This window comes from Marivivens sp. ABH4_498 (genome assembly GCF_056160585.1).
In genome coordinates this window covers 460,312-482,188 of the sequence record NZ_JBSWXL010000002.1, presented here as the reverse complement: position 1 = coordinate 482,188, position 21,877 = coordinate 460,312, and the positions used below count along the sequence as shown (strand labels likewise).

23 protein-coding genes are annotated in these 21,877 nt (G+C 57.0%); 14 read left to right on the top strand and 9 right to left on the bottom strand.

The window, feature by feature from the left end; genetic code table 11:
- The first annotated feature begins 3 nt into the window (after positions 1-3).
- Positions 4-276 carry an HPr family phosphocarrier protein gene (locus tag ACXAGA_RS06465; RefSeq protein ID WP_475116676.1) on the top strand — a complete coding sequence of 91 codons (273 nt, stop codon included), beginning with the start codon at positions 4-6 and terminating at the stop codon, positions 274-276.
- 20 nt (positions 277-296) lie between these two features.
- On the top strand, positions 297-1,175 hold the full coding sequence (locus ACXAGA_RS06460) for a lysophospholipid acyltransferase family protein (RefSeq protein ID WP_475116675.1): 879 nt from the start codon (positions 297-299) through the stop codon (positions 1,173-1,175).
- 157 nt (positions 1,176-1,332) lie between these two features.
- Here the strand turns inward: ACXAGA_RS06460 and fmt are convergent, their stop codons facing one another.
- From fmt to def (ACXAGA_RS06445), 3 genes are read right to left on the bottom strand one after another with little or no spacing between them, the layout of a single operon-like run.
- Positions 1,333-2,229 carry a methionyl-tRNA formyltransferase gene (gene fmt / locus ACXAGA_RS06455; protein WP_475116674.1) on the bottom strand — a complete coding sequence of 299 codons (897 nt, stop codon included), beginning with the start codon at positions 2,227-2,229 and terminating at the stop codon, positions 1,333-1,335.
- Between the two features lie 4 nt (positions 2,230-2,233).
- Positions 2,234-2,731, bottom strand: coding sequence for a peptide deformylase (def, locus tag ACXAGA_RS06450; RefSeq protein ID WP_475116673.1), 498 nt, complete (start codon positions 2,729-2,731; stop codon positions 2,234-2,236).
- Positions 2,731-3,255 carry a peptide deformylase gene (gene def / locus ACXAGA_RS06445; protein ID WP_475116672.1) on the bottom strand — a complete coding sequence of 175 codons (525 nt, stop codon included), beginning with the start codon at positions 3,253-3,255 and terminating at the stop codon, positions 2,731-2,733. Before def (ACXAGA_RS06445) ends, def (ACXAGA_RS06450) begins: the two co-directional genes overlap by 1 nt.
- Before the next feature lie 109 nt (positions 3,256-3,364).
- Here def (ACXAGA_RS06445) and ACXAGA_RS06440 point away from each other — a divergent pair, with 109 nt between their 5' ends.
- Positions 3,365-4,534 carry a MalY/PatB family protein gene (locus tag ACXAGA_RS06440; protein WP_475116671.1) on the top strand — a complete coding sequence of 390 codons (1,170 nt, stop codon included), beginning with the start codon at positions 3,365-3,367 and terminating at the stop codon, positions 4,532-4,534.
- A gap of 41 nt (positions 4,535-4,575) precedes the next feature.
- Here ACXAGA_RS06440 and ACXAGA_RS06435 read toward each other — a convergent pair whose 3' ends face one another.
- The gene (locus tag ACXAGA_RS06435; RefSeq protein ID WP_475116670.1) at positions 4,576-4,926 is read right to left on the bottom strand and encodes a hypothetical protein; all 351 of its coding nucleotides are present in this window, start codon (positions 4,924-4,926) and stop codon (positions 4,576-4,578) included.
- 94 nt (positions 4,927-5,020) lie between these two features.
- Positions 5,021-5,200, bottom strand: a complete 180-nt coding sequence (locus tag ACXAGA_RS06430; protein WP_475116669.1) for a DUF6732 family protein — start codon at positions 5,198-5,200, stop codon at positions 5,021-5,023.
- A gap of 173 nt (positions 5,201-5,373) precedes the next feature.
- On the opposite strand from ACXAGA_RS06430, the gene ACXAGA_RS06425 reads away from it, so the two are divergent.
- From ACXAGA_RS06425 to ACXAGA_RS06405, 5 genes are all read left to right on the top strand, one after another.
- Entirely contained in the window at positions 5,374-6,351 is a 978-nt protein-coding gene (locus ACXAGA_RS06425) for a glutathione S-transferase family protein (protein WP_475116668.1), read from the top strand.
- 76 nt (positions 6,352-6,427) lie between these two features.
- Positions 6,428-7,351, top strand: a complete 924-nt coding sequence (locus ACXAGA_RS06420) for a threonine-phosphate decarboxylase (protein WP_475116667.1) — start codon at positions 6,428-6,430, stop codon at positions 7,349-7,351.
- Positions 7,348-8,253 (top strand): adenosylcobinamide-phosphate synthase CbiB, encoded by a 906-nt coding sequence (cbiB, locus tag ACXAGA_RS06415; RefSeq protein ID WP_475116666.1) that lies wholly within the window; start codon positions 7,348-7,350, stop codon positions 8,251-8,253. The genes ACXAGA_RS06420 and cbiB overlap by 4 nt, the downstream gene beginning before the upstream one ends.
- A gap of 49 nt (positions 8,254-8,302) precedes the next feature.
- Positions 8,303-9,469: a lytic murein transglycosylase gene (locus ACXAGA_RS06410; protein ID WP_475116665.1), complete on the top strand. Its 1,167-nt coding sequence runs from the start codon at positions 8,303-8,305 to the stop codon at positions 9,467-9,469.
- Positions 9,470-9,474: 5 nt separating this feature from the next.
- The gene (locus ACXAGA_RS06405; RefSeq protein ID WP_475116664.1) at positions 9,475-10,359 is read left to right on the top strand and encodes a glycosyltransferase family 2 protein; all 885 of its coding nucleotides are present in this window, start codon (positions 9,475-9,477) and stop codon (positions 10,357-10,359) included.
- Here the strand turns inward: ACXAGA_RS06405 and smc are convergent.
- Complete coding sequence (smc, locus tag ACXAGA_RS06400; RefSeq protein ID WP_475116663.1) at positions 10,346-13,801, bottom strand: chromosome segregation protein SMC; 3,456 nt, start codon at positions 13,799-13,801, stop codon at positions 10,346-10,348. The genes ACXAGA_RS06405 and smc overlap by 14 nt on opposite strands.
- Before the next feature lie 200 nt (positions 13,802-14,001).
- Between smc and ACXAGA_RS06395 the strand changes: the two genes are divergently transcribed.
- The gene (locus ACXAGA_RS06395; protein ID WP_475116662.1) at positions 14,002-14,469 is read left to right on the top strand and encodes a GNAT family N-acetyltransferase; all 468 of its coding nucleotides are present in this window, start codon (positions 14,002-14,004) and stop codon (positions 14,467-14,469) included.
- 11 nt (positions 14,470-14,480) lie between these two features.
- Positions 14,481-15,695, top strand: coding sequence for a threonine ammonia-lyase (locus tag ACXAGA_RS06390; protein ID WP_475116661.1), 1,215 nt, complete (start codon positions 14,481-14,483; stop codon positions 15,693-15,695).
- Between the two features lie 4 nt (positions 15,696-15,699).
- Here ACXAGA_RS06390 and ACXAGA_RS06385 read toward each other — a convergent pair whose 3' ends face one another.
- On the bottom strand, positions 15,700-15,867 hold the full coding sequence (locus ACXAGA_RS06385; protein WP_165767739.1) for a hypothetical protein: 168 nt from the start codon (positions 15,865-15,867) through the stop codon (positions 15,700-15,702).
- Between the two features lie 108 nt (positions 15,868-15,975).
- Here ACXAGA_RS06385 and cobO point away from each other — a divergent pair, with 108 nt between their 5' ends.
- Complete coding sequence (gene cobO, locus ACXAGA_RS06380) at positions 15,976-16,584, top strand: cob(I)yrinic acid a,c-diamide adenosyltransferase (RefSeq protein ID WP_475116660.1); 609 nt, start codon at positions 15,976-15,978, stop codon at positions 16,582-16,584.
- 51 nt (positions 16,585-16,635) lie between these two features.
- Positions 16,636-17,184, top strand: coding sequence for an NADPH-dependent FMN reductase (locus ACXAGA_RS06375; protein ID WP_475116659.1), 549 nt, complete (start codon positions 16,636-16,638; stop codon positions 17,182-17,184).
- On the opposite strand, the gene ACXAGA_RS06370 is transcribed toward ACXAGA_RS06375, so the two are convergent.
- Entirely contained in the window at positions 17,162-18,202 is a 1,041-nt protein-coding gene (locus ACXAGA_RS06370; RefSeq protein WP_475116658.1) for an NAD(P)/FAD-dependent oxidoreductase, read from the bottom strand. The two genes, ACXAGA_RS06375 and ACXAGA_RS06370, sit on opposite strands and share 23 nt — an antisense overlap.
- A 46-nt stretch (positions 18,203-18,248) precedes the next feature.
- On the opposite strand from ACXAGA_RS06370, the gene mnmC2 reads away from it, so the two are divergent.
- Both mnmC2 and ACXAGA_RS06360 read left to right on the top strand, forming a co-directional pair.
- Positions 18,249-18,917, top strand: a complete 669-nt coding sequence (gene mnmC2, locus ACXAGA_RS06365; protein ID WP_475116657.1) for a tRNA (5-methylaminomethyl-2-thiouridine)(34)-methyltransferase MnmC2 — start codon at positions 18,249-18,251, stop codon at positions 18,915-18,917.
- The gene (locus ACXAGA_RS06360; protein ID WP_475116656.1) at positions 18,914-19,819 is read left to right on the top strand and encodes a DMT family transporter; all 906 of its coding nucleotides are present in this window, start codon (positions 18,914-18,916) and stop codon (positions 19,817-19,819) included. Before mnmC2 ends, ACXAGA_RS06360 begins: the two co-directional genes overlap by 4 nt.
- Here ACXAGA_RS06360 and ACXAGA_RS06355 read toward each other — a convergent pair.
- A complete protein-coding gene (locus ACXAGA_RS06355) occupies positions 19,788-21,839 on the bottom strand; it encodes a lytic transglycosylase domain-containing protein (protein WP_475116655.1) in 2,052 nt (683 codons plus the stop codon). The genes ACXAGA_RS06360 and ACXAGA_RS06355 overlap by 32 nt on opposite strands.
- Positions 21,840-21,877 lie beyond the last annotated feature (38 nt).

Genomic DNA, 21,877 nt, shown 5'->3' with positions numbered 1-21,877 from the left:
CATATGTCCATTACCCGCCGCCTTGAAATCATCAATATCAAGGGCCTCCACGCCCGTGCCTCGGCCAAGCTTGCTGAAACTGTTGAACAGTTCGATGCAACAGCAACCGTTTCCAAAGACGGCATGGACGCCTCAGGCGATAGTATAATGGGGCTTTTGATGTTGGCAGCAGCCAAAGGAAGCTTTATTGAAGTCGAAACTTCAGGCAATCAGGCCGAAGAACTTGCCGACGCGATTCAAGCTTTGGTCGCGGACTATTTCGGCGAAGGCAACTAGGCATTTCAGGGGTTTGACCTTTGACAGACGTAACGCGCAATACTGCGAACGCCCCAGCGGGCCCAACCGATGCGCCAAAGGTCTATGACCGACGTAGCCTGACCTATTCGAACACCTTTGATAGTGCGTTTAAACGCAATGTAATCCGTGGGTTGGAATGGCTCACTGGGAAATGGCGGATTGTGCGCCGCGTTCGTAAATTCGAACGCATGGGCGCCCCAACGGGCCAAGCGTTCTGGCCCGCCACCATGCGCACGATGGGCATTGATCTGCAAACTCCGATGGAACAGATCAACCGCATCCCTAAAACCGGCCCTGTGATTTTTGTTGCCAACCACCCGCATGGTCTGGTGGATGGTATGATTCTGGCCGACCTGATCGGCCGCCGCCGCGACGATTACCGCATTCTGACACGTTCGCTACTGACGGGCATCGACGAAAGCGCCGCAAGCTATATGATTCCCGTGCCTTTCCCGCACGAAGAAGACGCGCAGCGCAAAATGATCGAAATGCGCAAAAAAGCCATGGAACATCTGGCCGAAGGTGGTCTGGTCGCGCTGTTCCCTTCGGGCGTTGTGGCCGCAGCCGAAAAACCGTTCGGCCCCGCGATCGAAGCCGAATGGAACGTCTTTACCGCGAAAATGATCCGTACGTCTGGCGCGACCGTTGTGCCATGTTTCTTTCAGGGATCGAATTCGCGCGCGTATCAGATCGCGAATTGCATTTCGCCGACAATCCGTCAGGGCCTGCTGCTACACGAAGTTGCGCATGCGTTCGACAAACCACAGGCCCCGATTATTGGCGATCCGATCCCCGCGGATGTGGTTGCGGAAAAAATCAAATCGCCGCGTGAATTTATGGCTTGGCTACGCGAACACACGATCAGCCTAAAAGGCTAAGGCCTAGGCTGACCCCAAAGTTCAGCGGGCACCGCTTTGACGATCAACACGGCCGCGATGCAGGCGAATAGCCAGCCACCTGGCCGTGTGAACATCCATACCAAAAACATGAACACAAAATTGACTGCCATACGTGGCAGACCTAACAAAAACACCATCAAATACGCTCCGGCAGCTCCATCCCGCGCAGCGCGTCAACGGTGTCCACAGGTTTCTTGCCCGACCGCTGAAGGCGCGTGATTTCCACCGCACCAGTGCCGCAGGCCACGGTAAACCCGTCTAGGATCTGGCCAGCATCGCCGGACCCTTCGACCAATTTCGATCCCAGCAGTTTGACGCGTTCGCCGTTAATTTCGCACCACGCACCCGGAAATGGCGACAGGCCGCGAATTTTGCGGTCGATGACTTCGGCGGGTTCGGACCAATCGATCGCGGCTTCGGCTTTGTCGATTTTCGCGGCATAGGTCACGCCGTCATCGGGCTGCACCTGAGGCGTCAGTTCAGCCAAATCGGCCAGTGCTTTGACGATCAGTTTTGCGCCCATATCCGACAGCCAGTCATGCAACTGACCTGTGGTTTCTTCGGCGCCAATGGCGGTGGTTTGTTTCATCAGAAAGGGGCCGGTATCCAGACCTGCCTCCATCTGCATGATGCACACACCCGTTTCCGCATCGCCCGCCATAATCGCGCGATGGATCGGGGCCGCACCGCGCCAACGCGGCAACAGGGACGCATGGATATTCAGGCAGCCATGTTTCGGCGCATCCAGCAACGACTGCGGCAGGATCAAACCATAGGCCACAACCACAGCCACATCAGCGTTCAGATCAGCAAAGGCCGCAACATCGGCGGCGTCTTTGAAATTCACAGGATGGCGGACAGGAATGCCCAGCGCCTCGGCCCGTGCATGCACAGGGCTGGGGCGATCTTTTTTGCCACGGCCCGCAGGGCGCGGGGGCTGCGAATAGGCGCAGACCACATCGTGGCCAGCCTCGACCAAAGCATCCAGCACAGGCACCGAAAAATCGGGCGTTCCCATAAACACGACGCGCATTGAATTATCCGTTCAGTTTCTTTGCCTTACGGGTCAGCATATCGCGCTTAACCTTGGACAGATGGTCGAAATACATTTTGCCGTTTAGGTGGTCGATCTGGTGCTGAACACTGGTCGCCCAGATATCAACGAAATCACGTTCCTCAACCTCGCCCGCTTCATTCAGGAACCGAACGGTAACGGCGCGCGGGCGCGTGATGACCGCAGATACGCCCGGCAAATTCGGAGACGCCTCTTCGTGGTCGCGCGGTTTGACAGACGCGTGCAAAATTTCAGGGTTGGCCATTTTCACGGCGCGGCCCCGTTCGTCGGACGCATCCACCACAGCCAAACGCAGCGGGATACCAAGCTGAACAGCGGCCAACCCGACACCCGGCATGCTGTCCATTGCTTCGATCATTTCGGCCCAGATCGCGCGGATGTCATCGGTGATCGCCTCAACGGGTTCGGCGGGCGTGCGCAGGACCTTGTTCGGCCATTTCACATAAGGACGATGCGCCATTATTTGCCCCGCGCCAGTTCGCGTTTCAGTTTCTGCATCTTGCGGGTGATCATCTGACGTTTCAGCGGTTTCAAATAATCAATGAACAGCGTGCCGTTCAGGTGATCGATTTCGTGCTGAACACAGGTCGCCCATAGCTCATCAAATTCTTCTTCGACCGTTTTGCCGTCAACGTCCAGCCAACGGACACGCACCATTTTGGGGCGTTCGACCTCGGCGAATTGATCGGGGATGGATAGGCATCCTTCCTCGTAGACGTTCTTTTCCTCTGATTCCCAAATGACCTCGGGGTTGATCAGAACCATTGGATTCGGCTTTGCCTCGGGATCGCGCTGCGCATCCATGACGATCAGACGGTTCAAAATACCGACCTGTGGCGCGGCCAGACCGATGCCAGGCGCATCATACATGGTTTCGATCATGTCGTCGGCCTGTTTGCGGATGTCGGCGGACACCTCGGCAATTGGGTCGGCAACCTTCTTCAGGCGGGGATCAGGATGGATCAAAATCGGGCGTAGGGTCATACCCGCGATGTAGCCATTTACCGCCCGTCCCGCAAGGATTGGCGCATTTACGCTTGCACCTATACCGCAAAGGGGCAAATTTGATCACATTACAGGAAAGAGGCCCCCAATGAATTTCGACGAAGTAATTGATCGCCGCGGCACCCATAATGCCAAATGGGACGAGATGCAGAACATCTATGGCGTCAGCCCCGAAGACGGTCTGGCGATGTGGGTGGCCGACATGGATTTCCGTGCGCCCGATTGCGTCACCACCGCGCTGCAAAAACAGATCGATCACGGCGTGCACGGCTATTTCGGTGACGAATCCGATTACCGCGCCGCAATTTGCTGGTGGATGAAAAACCGTCACGGATGGAACGTGGACCCAAATTGGATTTTCACAACCCACGGGTTGGTCAATGGCACCGCGATGTGCGTTGATGCCTACACGGAACAGGGCGATGGCGTCGTGCTGTTTACGCCTGTCTATCACGCCTTTGCCCGTGTGATCCGTGCCGCAGGGCGCGACGTGGTCGAATGCCCGCTGGCGTTGGAGGACGGCAAATATACCTATGATTTCGATGCCTATGACGCGCAGATGACCGGCAAGGAAAAAATGGTCATCCTGTGTTCGCCTCAAAACCCTGGTGGCCGCGTCTGGACGCAACAGGAGTTAGAGGGCGTGGCCGCATTTGCGAAACGCCACGATCTGATCCTTGTGTCCGACGAAATTCACCACGACCTGACCATGCCGGGCGTGACCCATATTCCGATGGCCAATATCGACGGGATCACAGACCGTCTGGTTATGATGACCGCGACGACCAAAACGTTCAACATCGCGGGCAGCCATTCGGGCAATGTGATTATTCCCGATGAAAAGCTGCGCAAAACGTTCGCCGCGCGGATGGCGGCGCTGGGTATTTCGCCGAACTCTTACGGTCTGTTCATGGCCACCGCCGCCTATAGCCCCGAAGGCGCGGCTTGGGTCGATGCGCTATGCGCCTATCTGGATGGCAACCGCCGCCTGTTCGACAAAGGCATCAACGCCATCCCCGGCCTGAAATCGATGGACTTGGAATCAACCTATCTGGCGTGGGTGGATTTTTCGGGAACAGGCATGTCGCGCGACGAATACACCAAACGCGTCCTGCAAGACGCCAAAATCGCGGTCAACTATGGACCGACCTTTGGCGCGGGCGGCGAAAACTATCTACGTTTCAATATCGCAACGCCGCGGTCGCGTGTCCAAGAGGCGGTGCGCCGCATGCAAGAAGCCTTTGGAGACTTGCAGTAACCGAATCAAAAAAGGGCCGTGACAGACGGCCCTTTTGCTATTCAGCTTTTGGTTATCAGCCCTGCAGGGGCATTTGTCGCACGAACAAAATCTACTGGCGGGCCGTCCAACGCAGCCTGATGCCATTTGTATTCGAACAAACGTTCGCCTTCTTCTTCGCGGGATTGATATACTAGGGCTTGGTACAAATACTTTGGCCCGTCATATATCTTGATATGTCCGCGCAGTTTTGGCGCGGCTTCTGCATCCATCGCGAACCCCGTGTCCCACATCCGATTGATGCGATACACTTCGTCGCCATCATGCACACACAGGCGAGACGAACGACGCTCTGCGGCGCGGCGGGCTTCTTCTAATCCTTTTCGGACAGCTTCGGGTAGAAAGTCTGACATAGCGTTCACCTTGGTCTTCTGTACCTAGGATGAACCAGCGGCGGATAAAATCAACCTATCCCAACGCCTTATGTGACAAACTTACCCAAATGTATCAAATAGTCGCAGATTTTCGTGCTTTTACGATGCTGTAAATGGACACGGCAGCGGCGACCGCGATGGCCACGACTGCAGCATAATGATCATGACCCGATGCAGCCTCTACATGGCCAGGGTGCGCCATAGCAGCGGTCGAAGCAGACATAAAAACAGCGGTCAGGGCAAAACGAGTCATAGGTATTCCTTTGCAATGCAATAATTTCGCACAAGCAATGCATATAGCACCGCTGGGTTTCAACCCAATCCAATGTGCAGCTGTGCATTTACGCAGTGATGCCGTGCGTCAGCATTTGTTGCGACTTTGGGCAAATCGCCTAGTTTTCATGCAACGTACAGACGGAGAGAACGATGGGTTACCTAGATAAAGGCGAATGGAAAGACGAATGGTACGACACGGAATCAACGGGCGGTAAATTCGTTCGTTCGACCGCAGCGTTCCGCAACTGGATCACCGCCGACGGGTCCGCAGGCCCATCTGGCGACGCAGGGTTCAAGGCGGAATCGGGCCGCTATCATCTGTACGTGTCCTACGCCTGCCCTTGGGCGCACCGCACATTGATTCTCCGCGCGATCAAAGACCTGACCGATCACATCACCATTTCCGTTGTGCATCCGCACATGTTGTCGGATGGCTGGACGTTTGACGATGATTTCGACGGCGCGACGGGCGACGACCTGTTCGGCCTGCCATTCCTGCGCGACATCTACACACGGGTTGATCCCGAAATTTCAGGCCGCGTGACTGTGCCGATCCTTTGGGACAAACACACAGGCAAAATCGTTTCCAACGAAAGTTCGGAAATCATTCGGATGTTGAACACGGCGTTCAACGGCATCACCGGCAACACCGATGATTACTGGCCCGAACATCTGCGTGATGACATCGAGGCACTGAACGATCGCATCTATGACACCGTGAACAACGGCGTCTACAAATCCGGCTTTGCCACCAGCCAAGAGGCCTATGAAGACGGCGTAAACCCGCTGTTCGACAGTCTGGACTGGATCGAAGATATCCTATCGAAAAACCGCTATCTGACGGGCGATCACCTGACCGAAGCCGATTGGCGTCTGTGGACGACGCTGGCCCGTTTCGATCTGGTCTATCACGGCCATTTCAAATGCAACCGCAAGAAACTGATCGAATACCCGAACATCTGGGCCTACACCCGAGAACTGTATCAAATCCCCGGCGTGGCCGAGACGACCCATTTCGATCACATCACGCATCACTATCACTACAGCCACGACATGATTAACCCCAACCGCATCATCCCCACCGGACCTGATTTGGATTGGAATGAACCCCACGGTCGCGGGGCCTAAATCGCGCAATCAGTCGCGTCTTAGACTTGTCTAACCCTGCCTAATCCTTTTCATAGGCGAAAACAGGGTTAGCCTTATGCAGACACGGGATCACGGAGGAAATCTGGACGCGGCCATCGCGCAATACGGTGGCAGGCGATCGGAATGGGTCGATCTATCAACAGGCATCAACCCAGTGCCCTATCCGGTCGGCAGCGTATCAGCGCAGGCATGGGGAACGTTGCCAGATAAAACGGCAATGACGGGGCTCATCTCTGCGGCGCGGAAATTCTGGAACGTGCCCGACCGTGCCGCAATTTTGCCCGCGAATGGGGCATCGGCCCTTATTCGGCGGATGCCCGAAATTACAGGCAGCGCCTACATCCCCGCGCCGACCTATAATGAACACGCCGCCGCCTTTGGCGCTGCCGACACATCCAACCCGATGGCGCCGGTTCATATTTTCGTGCACCCCAATAATCCAGACGGACGGCTATGGCCCTCGGTTGCTATCGGTGGGCGCCCAATGACGGTGATCGACGAAAGCTTTTGCGACGTCATCCCCGAAAAATCCCACGTCCACCGTGCCGGAGAAGATGGGATCGTTATCCTCAAAAGCTTTGGTAAATTCTGGGGGCTGGCGGGGCTGCGTCTGGGGTTCATGATCGGCACCCCCATTCTGATTGCCCGCATGGCCGAATTGCTGGAACCATGGTCGGTCAACGGCCCTGCATTGGAAATCGGCACGCGCGCGCTGAAGGATCCAGAATGGGCCGAACGCACCCGTCATCGGCTGTCAGAACATGCGGCCTATATGGACCAAATCTTTACGGCCAAAGGTGCGACCATCGCGGGCGGAACACCGCTATTTCGCCTGTATAGAGTTGATTCTGCCGCCCAATGGCAGGACCGTTTGGCCCGTGGTCACATCTGGACTCGCATCTTTCCCTATGCTGACGACTGGATCAGAGTCGGGCTGCCCGCGCCGCATCAATGGGATCAACTAAAGGCCGCTTTATGACCATCATTCTGGCGATGGTACTGGATGCCATTTTCGGCGAACCCAAGGCCATTTGGACACGTTTTCCCCACCCCGCCATTCTAATGGGCCGCTGCGTGTCGTTCGTTGACCGCACGCTCAACCATGGCCCAATGCGCCGCGATATGGGCATCGCAGGCATGGCGGGTTTGGTCGTCGCATTCGCTCTGATGGGGTATTTATTGGAACAATTCATCGGATGGCCTGCGCAGGTGTTGGTTGGGGCCATTTTGCTGGCGCAAAAATCACTGGTGGATCATGTGCGCGCCGTATCTCAGGGCCTGCGTCAATCATTGGCGGATGGACGTTTTGCCGTTTCGATGATCGTGGGTCGCGATACAGACGCCATGGACCAGCCCGCGGTCGCCCGCGCCGCCATAGAAAGCGCCGCCGAAAATTTCAGCGATGGAGTCATCGCGCCATTGTTCTGGTTTTTGGTCGGCGGGTTGCCAGGTTTGATGGTCTATAAAATCACCAATACTGCCGACAGCATGATTGGATACAAAACCGAAAAATACCGTGAATTCGGTTGGGCCGCGGCGCGGTTTGATGATCTGCTGAACCTGATCCCTGCCCGATTGACGGCGCTATTGTTTATCCTGCCCTATCCGCGCCTGTGGCAATTCAAACCGATCTACGCAGATGCCATCAAACACCGCAGCCCCAATGCCGGCTGGCCAGAGGCTGCATTGTCGCGCGTTTTGAATGTCGCGTTATCGGGTCCACGCCCCTATCACGGTCACATGCAGGACTATGATTGGGTGAATGACGGCGCACGTGATGCGCTGACGGCCGATGACATTGATACCGCGATCGTTCAGCTGTGGCGCGCGTGGTCGATTGCTTTGATCATGATCCTGCTCATCGCCTTTATCTGCGGTTGAAACCTGTCGGGCGAATGATACGCTCGTCCCAAGTTTCAAAGGAGCCATCATGCGTGTTATCGCCACCCTTGCCGCGCTTTGCTGCGCCACAACCGTGTCTGCACAATCTTGCGGAGGCTCTTTCAGCAGTTTCCTATCGGACGTAAAATCCGAAGCCGTTGCCCAAGGTTATGCACCCGCAACTGTCGACCGTTTTCTGGCAAACGCCCGTCAGGATGACGCCGTTATCCGCGCCGACCGCGCGCAAGGCGTATTCCAGATGGATTTTGTGACGTTTTCGCGCCGCCTGATTTCGCAAAACCGCATGGATAATGGCCGCTACTACGCAAACAATCAGGACGCCATTTTTGATCGCATCGAACGCGAATACGGCATTCCGCGCGGGGTGCTATTGGCGTTCTGGGCATTTGAAACCGATTTCGGACAGGTTCAGGGCGATTTCAACACGTTGAACGCGTTGTTGACCTTGGCGCATGATTGCCGCCGCCCAGAGTTGTTCCAGCCGCAGGTCTATGCCGCGCTGGAATTATATGAACGCGGGGATTTTGATCCTGTCCGCACGACAGGCGCATGGGCAGGCGAAATCGGGCAGGTCCAAATGCTGCCTGAAGATATCATTCGCAACGGACGCGATGGCGACGGCGATGGGCATGTTGATCTGAAAAATTCGTCGGCAGATGCGCTGTTGTCGGGCGCATCGGTTTTATCTTCGCTTGGATGGCGTCCGAATGAACCTTGGCTGCAAGAGGTCACGGTCCCTGCCGACCTTGATTGGTCGCTGACGGGGTTGAACCACGAATTGACGGGCCGCGAATGGGAACGGTTGGGCGTTCGCGCGACCAGCGGCGATATTGCCGGCAACCTGCCCGCATCTATCCTGCTACCAGTTGGCCGCAAAGGCCCTGCATTCATCGCATACCCGAATTTTCAGGTGTATTTCGAATGGAACAAATCCATGGTCTATGTGACCACGGCCGCCTATTTCGCAACCCGACTGATGGGCGCGCCAGCCTATGACGCCGGCAATCCCGACCCCGCCCTATCCGGAGAAGAGGTGATGGCACTACAGCGGAAACTGGAATCCATGGGCTATGATGTCGGCGGCGTAGACGGAATCATCGGCGCCATGACACGCCAAGCCGTTCAGGCAGAACAAATTCGCCTAGGCCTGCCCGCAGATGCGTGGCCGACGCGTGATTTGTTGAACAGGCTATAATTAGATTGTCGCGCTGGGGAATTTGCACCACATCCAACGCCCCTTTGGGCGAACTGACTGAATTTGTCGTCCACCATCTATCGCTGGGCGCGGATCACCTGTGGCTGCATCTGGATACCCCTTCGGAAGATGTCGTTTATGAATTGGGCCATCTTGCAAATTTGACCATCATCCAATGCGACGCGTCCTATTGGGATCGGCAAGGTGGGCGCCCTGATGAACACCAGCTGCGTCAGGTCGCCAACATGCAGCGCGTCTACAATGCTGCCGCGCTGGATTGGGTTGCGCATATTGATGTGGATGAATTCATCGTCGGTGACGACATAGGCAGCATTCTGGCCGACCAAAACGATGCGTTGATCGTGCGCATGAAACCCTGGGAAGCGCTGTTTTCACCTCATGACGATAGTCGATTTAACGCCCACCTGTTCCGCGCGGCATTGCGCGGTGACACAGCCAAACAACGCCGTCGCCAATCGTTTCAGGAATACACCCCATTATTGCCCAAAGGCGCGCTAAGCCACACAGCAGGCAAAGCGTTTTTCCGAACGGGACAAGGTTTATCACCGCGGATTCACAGCGCCCGACTGAACCGCGAACCGATTGAATCCGCCCCCTTTGACGATCGACTGCAGCTTTTACATTTTCACGCCCAAAATCGCCAACGCTGGCTGGCCCATTTGCCCTATCGTTTGGAACATGGGGCCTATCGGGCAAACCCTAAATTGGCCACGTTTTTGAAAAATGCATCCGATGATGACGTCAAAAAATTCTACAATCAGGTGATGTGCGTCAAACCTTGGTTGCGCGACAAATTGATCGACGAAGGTTTGATGATCGATATCGATCTGCACCTCGCGCTCAAGGTAGACGCGGTTATGCGACCATAGCCTCGGCTTTTTTCAGATCGACCGAAACCAACTGGCTGACGCCCTGTTCCTGCATGGTCACACCAAACAGACGGTCCATGCGGGCCATCGTGACCGCATGATGGGTGATGATCAGGAACCGCGTGTCGGTACGGCGGGTCATTTCATCCAAAAGGTCACAGAAACGAGTGACGTTCGCATCGTCCAATGGCGCGTCAACTTCGTCCAACACACAGATCGGCGCAGGGTTCGCAAGGAACACCGCAAAGATCAGCGCCAGCGCGGTCAGCGTCTGTTCACCGCCCGATAGCAGCGACAGGACCGACAGTTTTTTACCCGGCGGTTGGCACATGATTTCCAGACCGGCCTCTAACGGGTCATCGGATTCAACCAGAACCAGCTTTGCCTCGCCGCCGCCAAACAGGTGCGTGAACAGCGTGCCAAAGTTTTCGTTCACCTGTTCGAACGCGGTCAGCAGACGTTCGCGGCCTTCGCGGTTCAGGCCAAAGATACCTTGGCGCAGGGCTTTGATCGCTTCTTCTAGATCGGCCTTTTCGCCGGTCAACGTGTCGTATTCGGCCTGCACTTCGATTGCGTCTTCTTCGGCACGCAAGTTCACCGCGCCCAAGGCATCGCGCTGGCGTTTGTAGGTATTCACCTGATTTTCGATCTGTTCAGCGGGCGGCATGTCGTCGGGGACAACATCCAGCATTTCCAGCAATTTTTCAGGCGTGGTTTCCTGTGCCTCAGCGATGCGTTCGGTCGCATAGGTCACGGTTTCGCGGGCGGCCTCGTTGCGGGCTTCGGCGCGGGCACGGGATTCACGCGCCTCGGATGCCAGACGTTCGGCATCGCGTTCTTCCATCTGGATATCGCGCAGACCGTTTTCCGCCTCGGCCAATTTATCGGCAGCAGCGCGGCGGCGCTCTTCGGCGTCCTCGATCGCGGCGTTCAGTTCTTCGCGTTGTTCAGCGATTTCTTCGGGGGCCGCCATCGCCTCGTACAGCTGTTCTTCGCTTTCTTCTTTGCGGTCCAGCAATTCAGACGACCGTTTGGTTGCGGTCTCCAAACGGTGACGCCATCCGCTGATTTCCTTGGTAATTTCTTGGCTGCGTTTGGTGCGCGCATCGCCTTCGCGGCGAACCTCGTCAAAGGCTGCGCGTTTGGTCATCATGGTCATGCGGGCCGCTTCGACCGCCATTTTGACGTCTTCGACAGCGGCGCGCGCATCGGACAGGTCGGGCAAGCTACGGGCGGTCGCCTCGGCTTCGGACAACGCTTTGCGGGCGGTCAGCGCCTCTTCTTCGTGGCGGCGCAGGGCCAGCTGCGATGTTTCGCGTTTGCCTTCGGCCAGATTGCGGTCCGCTTCGGCGCGCGACAGGGCGCGGGCGGCATCGGCGACCTGCTGGTCGGCAGCACGGCGGGCGTTGCGGGCCATCTGGTCCGCTTGGGTCAGGGTTTCCAACCGCGCTTGCATATCTTCATGCGCGGCGCGGGCTTCTTCGGCGCGATCCTCTGCCGCCTCTAGATCGGCACGCAGCGCATTCAAACGGTTGATCTGTTGTAACCGCAGCGCGGCCGCAGATGGCGCATCTTCGGCGCCCGCACGGTAGCCGTCCCAGCGCCACAGATCACCCGCAAGGCTAACCAACCGCTGGCCCGGTTTCAACAATGACTGCAGGCGTTCGGCGTCGATGTTATCGATCAGGCCAATCTGGGCCATACGCCGACGCAAAACATCGGGCACATCCACAAAATCAGTCAACGGACGCGCACCATCAGGCAAGGCCTGCGCCACATCATAATCGGGCAGTTTCGACCAACCCGTTTTCAGATCGCCATCCAGAACGGGCGCGCGCAGATCATCGGCCAATGCCGCGCCCAGCGCCTTTTCATAGCCCGATTTCACCGACAATAAATCTAGGATCTGCGCCCCTTCGGCGCTGTCACGTTCGACCAGTTTGGCCAGACCGTTCACCTCGGCCCGCAGGGCGTTCACTTCGCCTTCGGCAGAGGACCGCAGGGCGCGGGCATCGACTTCGCGCGATTGCATTTCAGCGCGGGCGGTTTCAGCCTCGATCAACGTTTCTTCGGCGTGTTCGGCGGTGGCGACGGCGGCGGCTTCTGCCTCTTCGGCGGCGGCGAATTGTTCTTCGGCGCGGGTTAGGGCAGCGTCTGCGTCCTGCATCGCGGTTCGGGCGCGCACGGCGTCCTCTTCAGCTTTGGCCAGTGTTTTACGACTGTCATCCAGCAAACGCTGGGTCGATTGGTGACGGGCGGACAGACGCGCCACATCTTCGGTCTGTTCGGACAGCAAAGTTTCGCGTTCTTGCAACATCGACGCGGCTTCGCGCGATGCGTCTTGGGCGGCCTCTAGGCGAGTGTCTTGGCCCTGCGCCGCCTTGGCGATCTCGCGGGCTTCCCATTCCAGACGTTCGATCGTTTGTTCCGCGTCCACGTTCAAACCGCTTTCGCGTTCGATATCCCGGGCCAGCTGATCGATACGGTTTTTCAGGGTCTGAATAGTCTCTAACGCGCGGATTTCTTGGTCTTTCAGCGTGTCGCGCTGAACCTGCAAACGCTGCAGGATCGCGGCGGCAATCGCCTCTTCTTCGCGCAGGGGCGGCAATGCCTCTTCGCCTTGGACACGTTTGGCGGTGGTCGCGCGGGCGTGGCTTTCGGCTTGAGACGCCGCAACCGTGCGTTCGCGCAGAACGTCCACGGCGGCCAAACGCGCCTCTTCGGCCTCTTTCCAGCGGCGGTACAGCAACATGCCTTCGGCGTGGCGCAGGTTTTCACCGATTTCGCGATACCGCGCCGCCTGACGCGCCTGACGCGCAAGTTGGTTCAACTGGTTGGCCAGTTGTTCGGTCACGTCGTCAACGCGTTCCAGATTGGCCTCTGCCGCCTTTAGCTTCAGCTCTGCCTCATGCCGGCGTTGATACAGGCCCGAAATGCCTGCGGCCTCTTCCAAAATACGGCGGCGAGCCTTGGGTTTGGCGTTGATCAGTTCCGAAATCTGGCCCTGACGCACCAGCGCGGGCGAATGGGCACCCGTGGACGCATCGGCGAATAGCATCTGAACGTCGCGGGCGCGTACGTCTTTGGTGCCGACCTTATAGGCCGACCCGATGTCGCGGGTAATACGGCGAACGATTTCCAGATTGTCGGCATCATTAAACGCCGCTGGGGCCAAGCGTTCGTGGTTATCAATGACCAACGATACTTCGGCAAAGTTACGGGCGGGCCGCGTGGCCGCACCGGCAAAGATCACATCCTCCATCCCGCCGCCGCGCATCGCCTTGGGGCGGGTTTCACCCATGACCCAGCGCAGCGCCTCTAGCAAGTTGGATTTACCGCAGCCGTTCGGGCCCACGACACCGGTCAGACCATCGGCGATGATCAGGTCGGTCGGGTCGACAAAGCTTTTAAAGCCGTTCAGCCGCAGTTTGGTAAACTTCACGCGATGTACTCACTGATTCCGTTAGGGTCTGATTTTGCGGAATGGGCACGGCGCGAGTCAATGCCGACACACTTTATCTGCCCCAACGGCCCATTTTATCCACAAGATATCGCAAGAATCCGCGCAGGTACGACAGCGATTGCATGACCAATGGGGCGGTGATCTATTCAAATCAATCTATTTATCGACGGCTTTTACCAATGATTCTTATTGAACGCACATCCCCCAAACACCCACAGGCCACGGCGCTGCTGCACGCATCACAGGCGCTAATGCGCAGCCTGTTTCCACCCGAGGATAATTTCTATCTGGACGTAGATGCCCTATGCGCGCCCAGCATTCGGTTTTTCACGGCCCGCAAGGGCGACACCATAATCGGCACGGGCGCCTTGGCCGTCAAAGACGGGTATGGAGAGGTCAAATCCATGTTCGTCGCCGAAGAGGCCCGTGGATCAGGCGCCGCAGACGCTCTGTTGCGCCAGATCGAGGATGAGGCGCGCGCCGAAAATCTGGACTGGCTAAAACTGGAAACAGGTAACCTGCTGCACGCCGCCCACAAGGTTTACGCCCGACATGGGTTCACAAAATGCGGGCCGTTTGGCGATTATCCTGATGCAAACTCTTCGATTTTCATGGAAAAGCGTCTAACTGCAGTGTCAGACGACTAAGGATACCGCCCGTGACCCTGACTGCAGACTACATCCAATCCACATATGAAAAGATCAAAGATGACACAATCCAGACGCCAACCGTGCGTGCATCGCGTCTGTCCCCCCGTTTGGGATTTGATCTGTTTCTGAAACTGGAAAACCTGCAGCACACCAACGCATTCAAGGCGCGGGGAGCGTTGGCGAAATTGCTGACCCTGTCGGACGCCCAGAAACAGGCAGGCGTGATCGCATGCAGCGCGGGCAACCACGCCCAAGGCGTTGCCTATCACGCCACCAATCTGGGCATTCCGTCCGTCATCGTCATGCCCGAAGGCACTCCGTTCAACAAAATCCAGCGCACGCAGGATTTCGGGGCCAAGGTCGTGATCCACGGGAACGGTTTTGACGACAGCGTTGCCTTTACCAAAGACATGGCCGAACGCGACGGGCTGACGTTTATCCACCCGTTCGATGATATCGATGTCGTCGCGGGCCAAGGCAGCGTTGCAATCGAAATGCTAGCCCAGCAGCCCGATCTGGATGTGATCGTTGTGCCCATCGGCGGCGGCGGTCTGATCGCGGGCATGGCCACCGCGGCCAAGGCGATCAAACCCGACGTTCAGGTGATCGGCGCGCAGGCCCTACTGTTTGACGCGGTGAAATCGGCGATCGACGGCACGCCGCCCCATTTCGCTGGCGCGTCATTGGCCGAAGGCATCGCCGTTAAGGCGCCATCGGAAAACAACATCAATATCATCCGCAACACCGTGGACCGCATCGAAACCGCGACCGAAGAAGACATCGAAGACGCGATTTTTGACCTGCTGTCGAACGAAAAAATCGTGGCCGAAGGCGCAGCAGGCGCGGGCATGGCGGTGATCAATCAGTTGCGCGATGAATTGCAGGGCAAAAAGGTCGGGCTGGTCGTTTGCGGCGGCAATATCGACAGCCGCATTCTGTCGACGCTGATCCTGCGCGGATTGGTGCGCGACGGGCGGATCACTCGCCTGACGTTCATCATTGATGACCGCCCTGGTCAGCTGTCGGAAATTTCGCGCCTGATCGGCGAAGCAGGCGCAAACGTGGTGGAGGTCATCCACCAACGCATGTTCCAAAGTGTCGCCCTGAAACAGGCCGAACTGGATGTGGTGATCGAAGCGCGCGACATTGAACATGTGCGCGACATCGTCGGCGTCTTGCGCGGCAAAGGGTTCAACGTTTCGACAAACAACGAAACGCTGTAGCGCCTTAGCCCTCTTTTTTCGCGGCCGCTGCTTTTTTCATTTTTTCCAGAATGGCTTTTTTGTCATTGCGTGGATCAGCGGTCTGTTTGTTGCGGCCCTTTTTGTTCATGTCTAGGTCACGTGTGTAACCGCTGTGAACCGACGACGGACCCGAAGTACGATAATCTGGCATAGTATGCTCCTTTTTCTGGGCTGATGCCCTATTCGTCGGACATTGGCAATTGGCGGGTTGCGAAACCCCGTCATGCACAGCAATGTCCACCCAAACCGGAGGATACCAATGTCAGACGAAAATCAACAGCACGCCGAACGCATGAAAAAGGTCAAAGCGGCGCGCGACAAGATGATGGCCAAAAAGACCGACAAAAAAGGCCTGATCATCGTGTATACTGGCGATGGCAAAGGCAAATCGACCGCAGGCTTTGGCATGATTTTTCGCCACATCGGTCACGGCATGAAATGCGCCATCGTTCAGTTCATCAAAGGCAAATGGCCCAGCGGTGAACGCGACATGATCAAAGAACGCTTTGCCGATATCTGCCCCGTCCACGTCATGGGCGAAGGGTTCACTTGGGAAACCCAAGACAAAGAGCGCGACAAAGAAATGGCCGCCGCCGCTTGGGAAAAATGCAAAGAACTGGTGCGCGACGAATCCAACAGCATGGTTCTGATGGACGAAATCAACATCGCGCTGCGCTATGATTATCTGGATATCAACGACGTGGTGACGTTCCTGCGCGATGAAAAACCGCACATGACCCACGTGGTTCTGACGGGCCGTAATGCGCACCCCGACCTGATCGAAATTGCCGATCTGGTAACAGAAATGAAGCAGATCAAACACCCGTTCAAATCCGGCATTGCCGCACAGGTAGGTGTAGAATACTGAACTGGAACGTCCCGCAAATAACCCTAAGTTAAATCCCGAAAGGGGTTTGATATGACAAAACTTTTAGGAATTTGCGGGTCGCTTCGATCCGGTTCGTATAACTTGATGCTATTGAAACAGGCCGCCGAACGGTTTGGCGCCGATCAGTTCAACATCGCCGAAATTCGTATGGAACTATACGACGGCGATGTCGAAGACCGCGATGGCGTCCCTGCGGCGGCCCAAGCGCTGTATGATCAGATCAAAGCGTCTGATGCGGTGATTATTGCAACGCCTGAATATAACAAATCCATCCCCGGTGGTTTGAAAAACGCGCTGGATTGGGTCAGCCGCATCGAAGGCAACCCATGGGAAAACAAACCTGTGTCGATCATCTCTGCGGCGGCGGGCCGTGGGGGCGGTGACCGGTCGCAATATGCGCTGCGTCACGCGCTGCAACCCTTTGCGCCGCTATTGCTGAACGGCCGCGAAGTTCTGGTCGGCGGCGCGTTCAACGCCTTTGGTGACGACGGCAAACTGTCCGATGATCAAGCCGTCAAGATGCTGGACACGCATCTGGGCGCGTTGAAAGACCTGATTACATACTCGCAGTCGGTTTAAACCCGTCAGGAATATCGTCGTGGCCGTCCAGCATCAGGTCGGCCATGACCGCGCCTATTTTCGGGGCCATTCCGAACCCGATTTTGAACCCGCCGTTGGCAATAAATTCGCCGTCCCGCAACGGGTGCATACCAATCATCGGCGCACGGCTTTTGGCGCGGGGGCGCACGCCGGCCCAGCGTTCGATCACGGGGGCGTTTTTCAACACAGGAAACGCCGCGATAGCGCGGGCGATCACATCGTCCAGCTGATCATCCGTGGTGTCGGACGCGTCAAATTCGCGTTCGCTGGTGGACCCAATGGCGACCGTGCCGTTCGCATGGGGCACGATATGCAGGCTATCGGCAAATAGCTGCGGCAACAGCCAACCGTTGTATTGCAGTACCGCTGCCTGACCTTTGACGCCGTTGCCTACGTTTTTGCCAACACTTTCAGACAGTTCCATCAACCCGCGCCAACCCGTAGCGTGCAGGATTTTGCCCTCTGCCGCGCCTTCGGTCACGATTTCACCGCCCAGCGCGACGATCGCCGATGCCAAGGCGTGACAGGCCATGCGCGGATGCATCAGGGCGCTTAGGTTATCCCAAACGACCTGCCCCGTGGGCGTGGGCGGGCACCAATCGCCAAAATCTGCCGCCGGAGCGACCTGCCATTCGTATTTCCCGCGCCACAGGTCACGCGCGGATTCCGTACGGGCGCGGGCCAATTCAATCGCGCGGTCATCCGCCAACGGCTGCAATCGCCCCGATCGGAGATATCCAGCGTGTTCGCCCGATACCTCGGCTACCTCGGCCCAGAATTTGGCGGCCATATCCAGACTTTGGAATTGGAATTCTTTTTTGTCGTTCCAGTTTTCAGGAACATGCGGAGCCAGCGCCCCGACAACCCCGCCCGAAGACCCAGCAGCGACACCAAAGGGATCGATTACCCGCACGCGGGCCTTGCGTCTGGCGCAGGCATAGCCCACTGCTAGACCAAAGGCCCCTGCGCCGAAAATTGTTACATCTACCGTTGCCATGGGCCACCTTTGGGTTCGTGTTGGCACGTATTTAAGGCAGACCAGTATGAACGACCAGCCGATTGCGGATATCGAATGGCGCGACGACACGATCCCTGTGTCGAAACAGTTCGACGACCCCTATTTTTCGATCAACGACGGTCTGGCCGAAACGCGGCATGTGTTTATCGCAGGCAACAACCTGCCCCAACGGTTTGGTTCTGATTTCCACATCGGCGAATTGGGGTTCGGCACGGGGCTGAATTTTCTGACCACTTGGGCCGCTTGGATCGCAGACGGATCGCGCGGAACCGTGACATTCACCACATTCGAAGCGTTCCCAATGTCGCTGGATGAAACCGAACGCGCATTGGCGGCGTTCCCCGAAATTGCGCCTTTGGCCGATCAGATGATCGCAGGCCTGCGCGCGGGCGACACGACGTTCGGCGACATTCGCCTGAACATCGTCACGGGCGACGTGCGTGAAACCCTACCCAAATCCGACCTACAGGCGGATGCGTGGTTTCTGGACGGGTTCAGCCCCGCGAAAAATCCCGAAATGTGGGGGGCCGATTTGATGCAGCACGTCTATGACCACACAGGCCAAGGCGGCACCTTTGCCACCTACACGGCGGCGGGCCATGTCCGCAAATCGCTGGAAACCGCAGGGTTCACCGTGACCCGCACCAAAGGGTTCGCTCACAAACGCCATATGTCACGCGGGATCAAAGAATGACCGAACAGAACAACCGAATGGGCATTTGGATGATGGTGCTGGTCACCTTCATTTTCTCTGTCCAAGACGCCGCATCACGCCATCTGGGCGAACTATACGACATCCGTTTCATCGTGATGGTGCGGTTCTGGTTTTTCGCCATGTTTGCAGTCGCGCTAAGCTATCGGCACACGGGGTCGGCGTTCGGAGCGATCAAAACCAAACAGCCCATCGCACAGTTTTTCCGCGCCCTGATTATGGTGCTGGAAATCGGCATCATGGTCGTCGCCTTTACCAAATTGGGCCTTGTGGAAACCCATGCGATTTTTGCGTGCTATCCCCTGATCATCGCAGCGCTATCGGGGCCGATTTTGGGCGAATCCGTTGGCTGGCGGCGGTGGGTCGCCATCGGTATCGGGTTTATCGGCGTGATAATTATTCTACAGCCCAGCGACGGCGTGTTCTCGCTTGTGTCGCTGTGGGCCGTTGTTCCGACCATCATGTTCGCCACATACGGCATCATGAACCGCTACGTCGCACGCAAAGATTCGGCTGCAACGTCATTTTTCTGGATGGGCATTTTCGGGATGATCTTGTCGACGGCGGTCGGCGTGTTTTACTGGGAAAACATGGCGCCCATCGACTGGGTGTGGATGCTGTTTTTGTGCATCATCAGCCTAGCTGGTCATTACCTGTTGATCCGCGCGTACGAAGTCGCCCAAGCCAGCGCCATCCAACCCTTTGCCTATCTGCAGCTGCCATTCGCGTCCTTTATCGGCGTGACCATGTTTGGCGACAACCTACGCACCAACGTCGTCATCGGCGCGGTGATTGTTGTGTCGGCAGGCGTGTTCACATTGATCCGCGAACAGCTGGCCGCACGTAAACAGGCTAAGGCCGCGCGAGTGGTCGAGGAGCGGTAGCCGGCGCATAGGGGCTCGTGGACATTGATGGTTCTACCGTTTCATCCCATGGACGCGCGGCGGGGCGCACCAATGGTTTCACACCGCGCAGCAGGTCTGAAAATTCAATCGGTCCGCTGGCCGTTCCATTCAGGCGAGCGTTATAGATCAGGATGCTTTCCGTCACGCGCTGCACGTAGTTGCGGGTTTCGCTAAACGGGATCATTTCGATCCAATCGATGACATCTGCGTCGCCTGTACGTGGATCACCCCGTTCGTCGATCCACCGTGCAGGACGGCTGGGCCCTGCGTTATATCCTGCGGCGATCATGACGGGCGACGGGCCGAACCGATCCTGCAAATTCCATAGATATTTCGCCCCCAAGGTCGCGTTATATTCCCAATCCGCAGTCAAACGCGCACGGCTATAGGGCAAATCCAATTCCCCAGCGACTTCTTCGGCTGTGGCTGGCATGATTTGCATCAGGCCCAGCGCTCCGACAGCGCTGCCTACGACGGGGTTAAATTCGCTTTCGCGGCGGGCAATCGATAGCGCCAATTCAGGATCGACAGGCAAATCCATGCGGTGCAGGTCGTGCAGCGGGAAATATAGATCAGGAATAATCATCCCCCGCGCGGCCGCCGATTTGCCCAATAACAGCATGAAAAACGGTTCATTTCTGCGGCGCAGTTCCAATCCTAGGCTGCCCAGTTCCGCACGATCCAACGTTCGGCCCAATGCCGCAAAAAACAAAACCGCCGATCCTCTTTCACCGGCATCCAGCAATTCAAAACCAGACCGCGCCCATTCGTTAGACGACACAGGCGACGCATCATATGGGTCAAACAATTCGGAACGGATCAACGATGGGTCCAGCGACTGCCCCAGTTTTTCCGCCGCCAATAGACCATAGAAACCCGTTTGGTGGGCCGCCGCTTCGGCATAGGCGGTTTGGGCGGATTGGGCGTCGCCCAACGCTTCATACGTACGCCCCAGCCAATACCCTGCACGCCCCGAAGAAATCGGTCCATCAACCGCGTTTTTCAAATGATTAAAATGAATTCGGGCGACAGCCGGTTGGTCCAGAAACCGCAATGCGATGTAGCCCGACAGCCATTCCAGATCGGCATAGGGTTCACCATCGTCGGGCGACAAGAAATGCATGCTCGCCAATTGATAGGCACGGTGATAGCGGCCTTCGCGCATATCCCAGCGGGCAAGGTTACGGCGCCAACCAGACCAGCGGAACGGCTGATATAGGTCTTCGGCGGAATCAGTGTGGGTTAGTAAGATCGCAATCGCATCCGTATAATCGCCGCGATTGGACAGGAAATTCATCCGGTCATACGCCAGCCCAACGTCGTCACGGCGCGATGCAGGCACCGCGGATAGTTTTGCGCCCCAATCGCTGGATCGGCGGATCAGGGCAATGCGCGCCTCTGCCACGGCACGATCATCCTGTGGAAGATAGTCCAAAATCCATTCCACATCATCAGCGCGCGACCGCCACAGCATGTTTTCAGCGCGAATGGCATGCTGTTCGGTCAAATCCGGACCGAATTCGGCAATGATCGCGGCGGTTTCCTCTTCGGTTAGGCCGTATTTTTCCCAGATATTTTGAATGACAGCGCGGGCCTGTTCGTTTTGGCCCAGCGCGCGCATAGCCATGGCAAGCCGCAATCCGCCCGTCCCGGTTTCGGGTTCATTGTCTGCAAACCACGCAACAACGTAGGCTGGATCGGTTTCATCGGTAATTGATTCTTCGCCGCGGGCGCGCAACCGGTCAATTCCGGGCCAGTCGGAATGTTCAGCCGTAAAGGCGATATAATCGCCAAAGGTTCCTTCGCCTTCGCGCAGACGGGTCCACGTGATCAGATCGTGCGCTAATAAATCAAGCCCCACAAGGCCATAGGCGGAATCCCATTCGCCTGCGCGGCCTGCGTCGAACGCGTTTGATAGGGCCGCATCTTGGGCATTCAGCGGCGATGCGAATGCCCCGATCAGACCGAAAACCATCAGTTTGCAGCGTAAAAATGCCATGAATTCCTGCCCTTTTTCAAAAGAGCCTAACGCCCAAT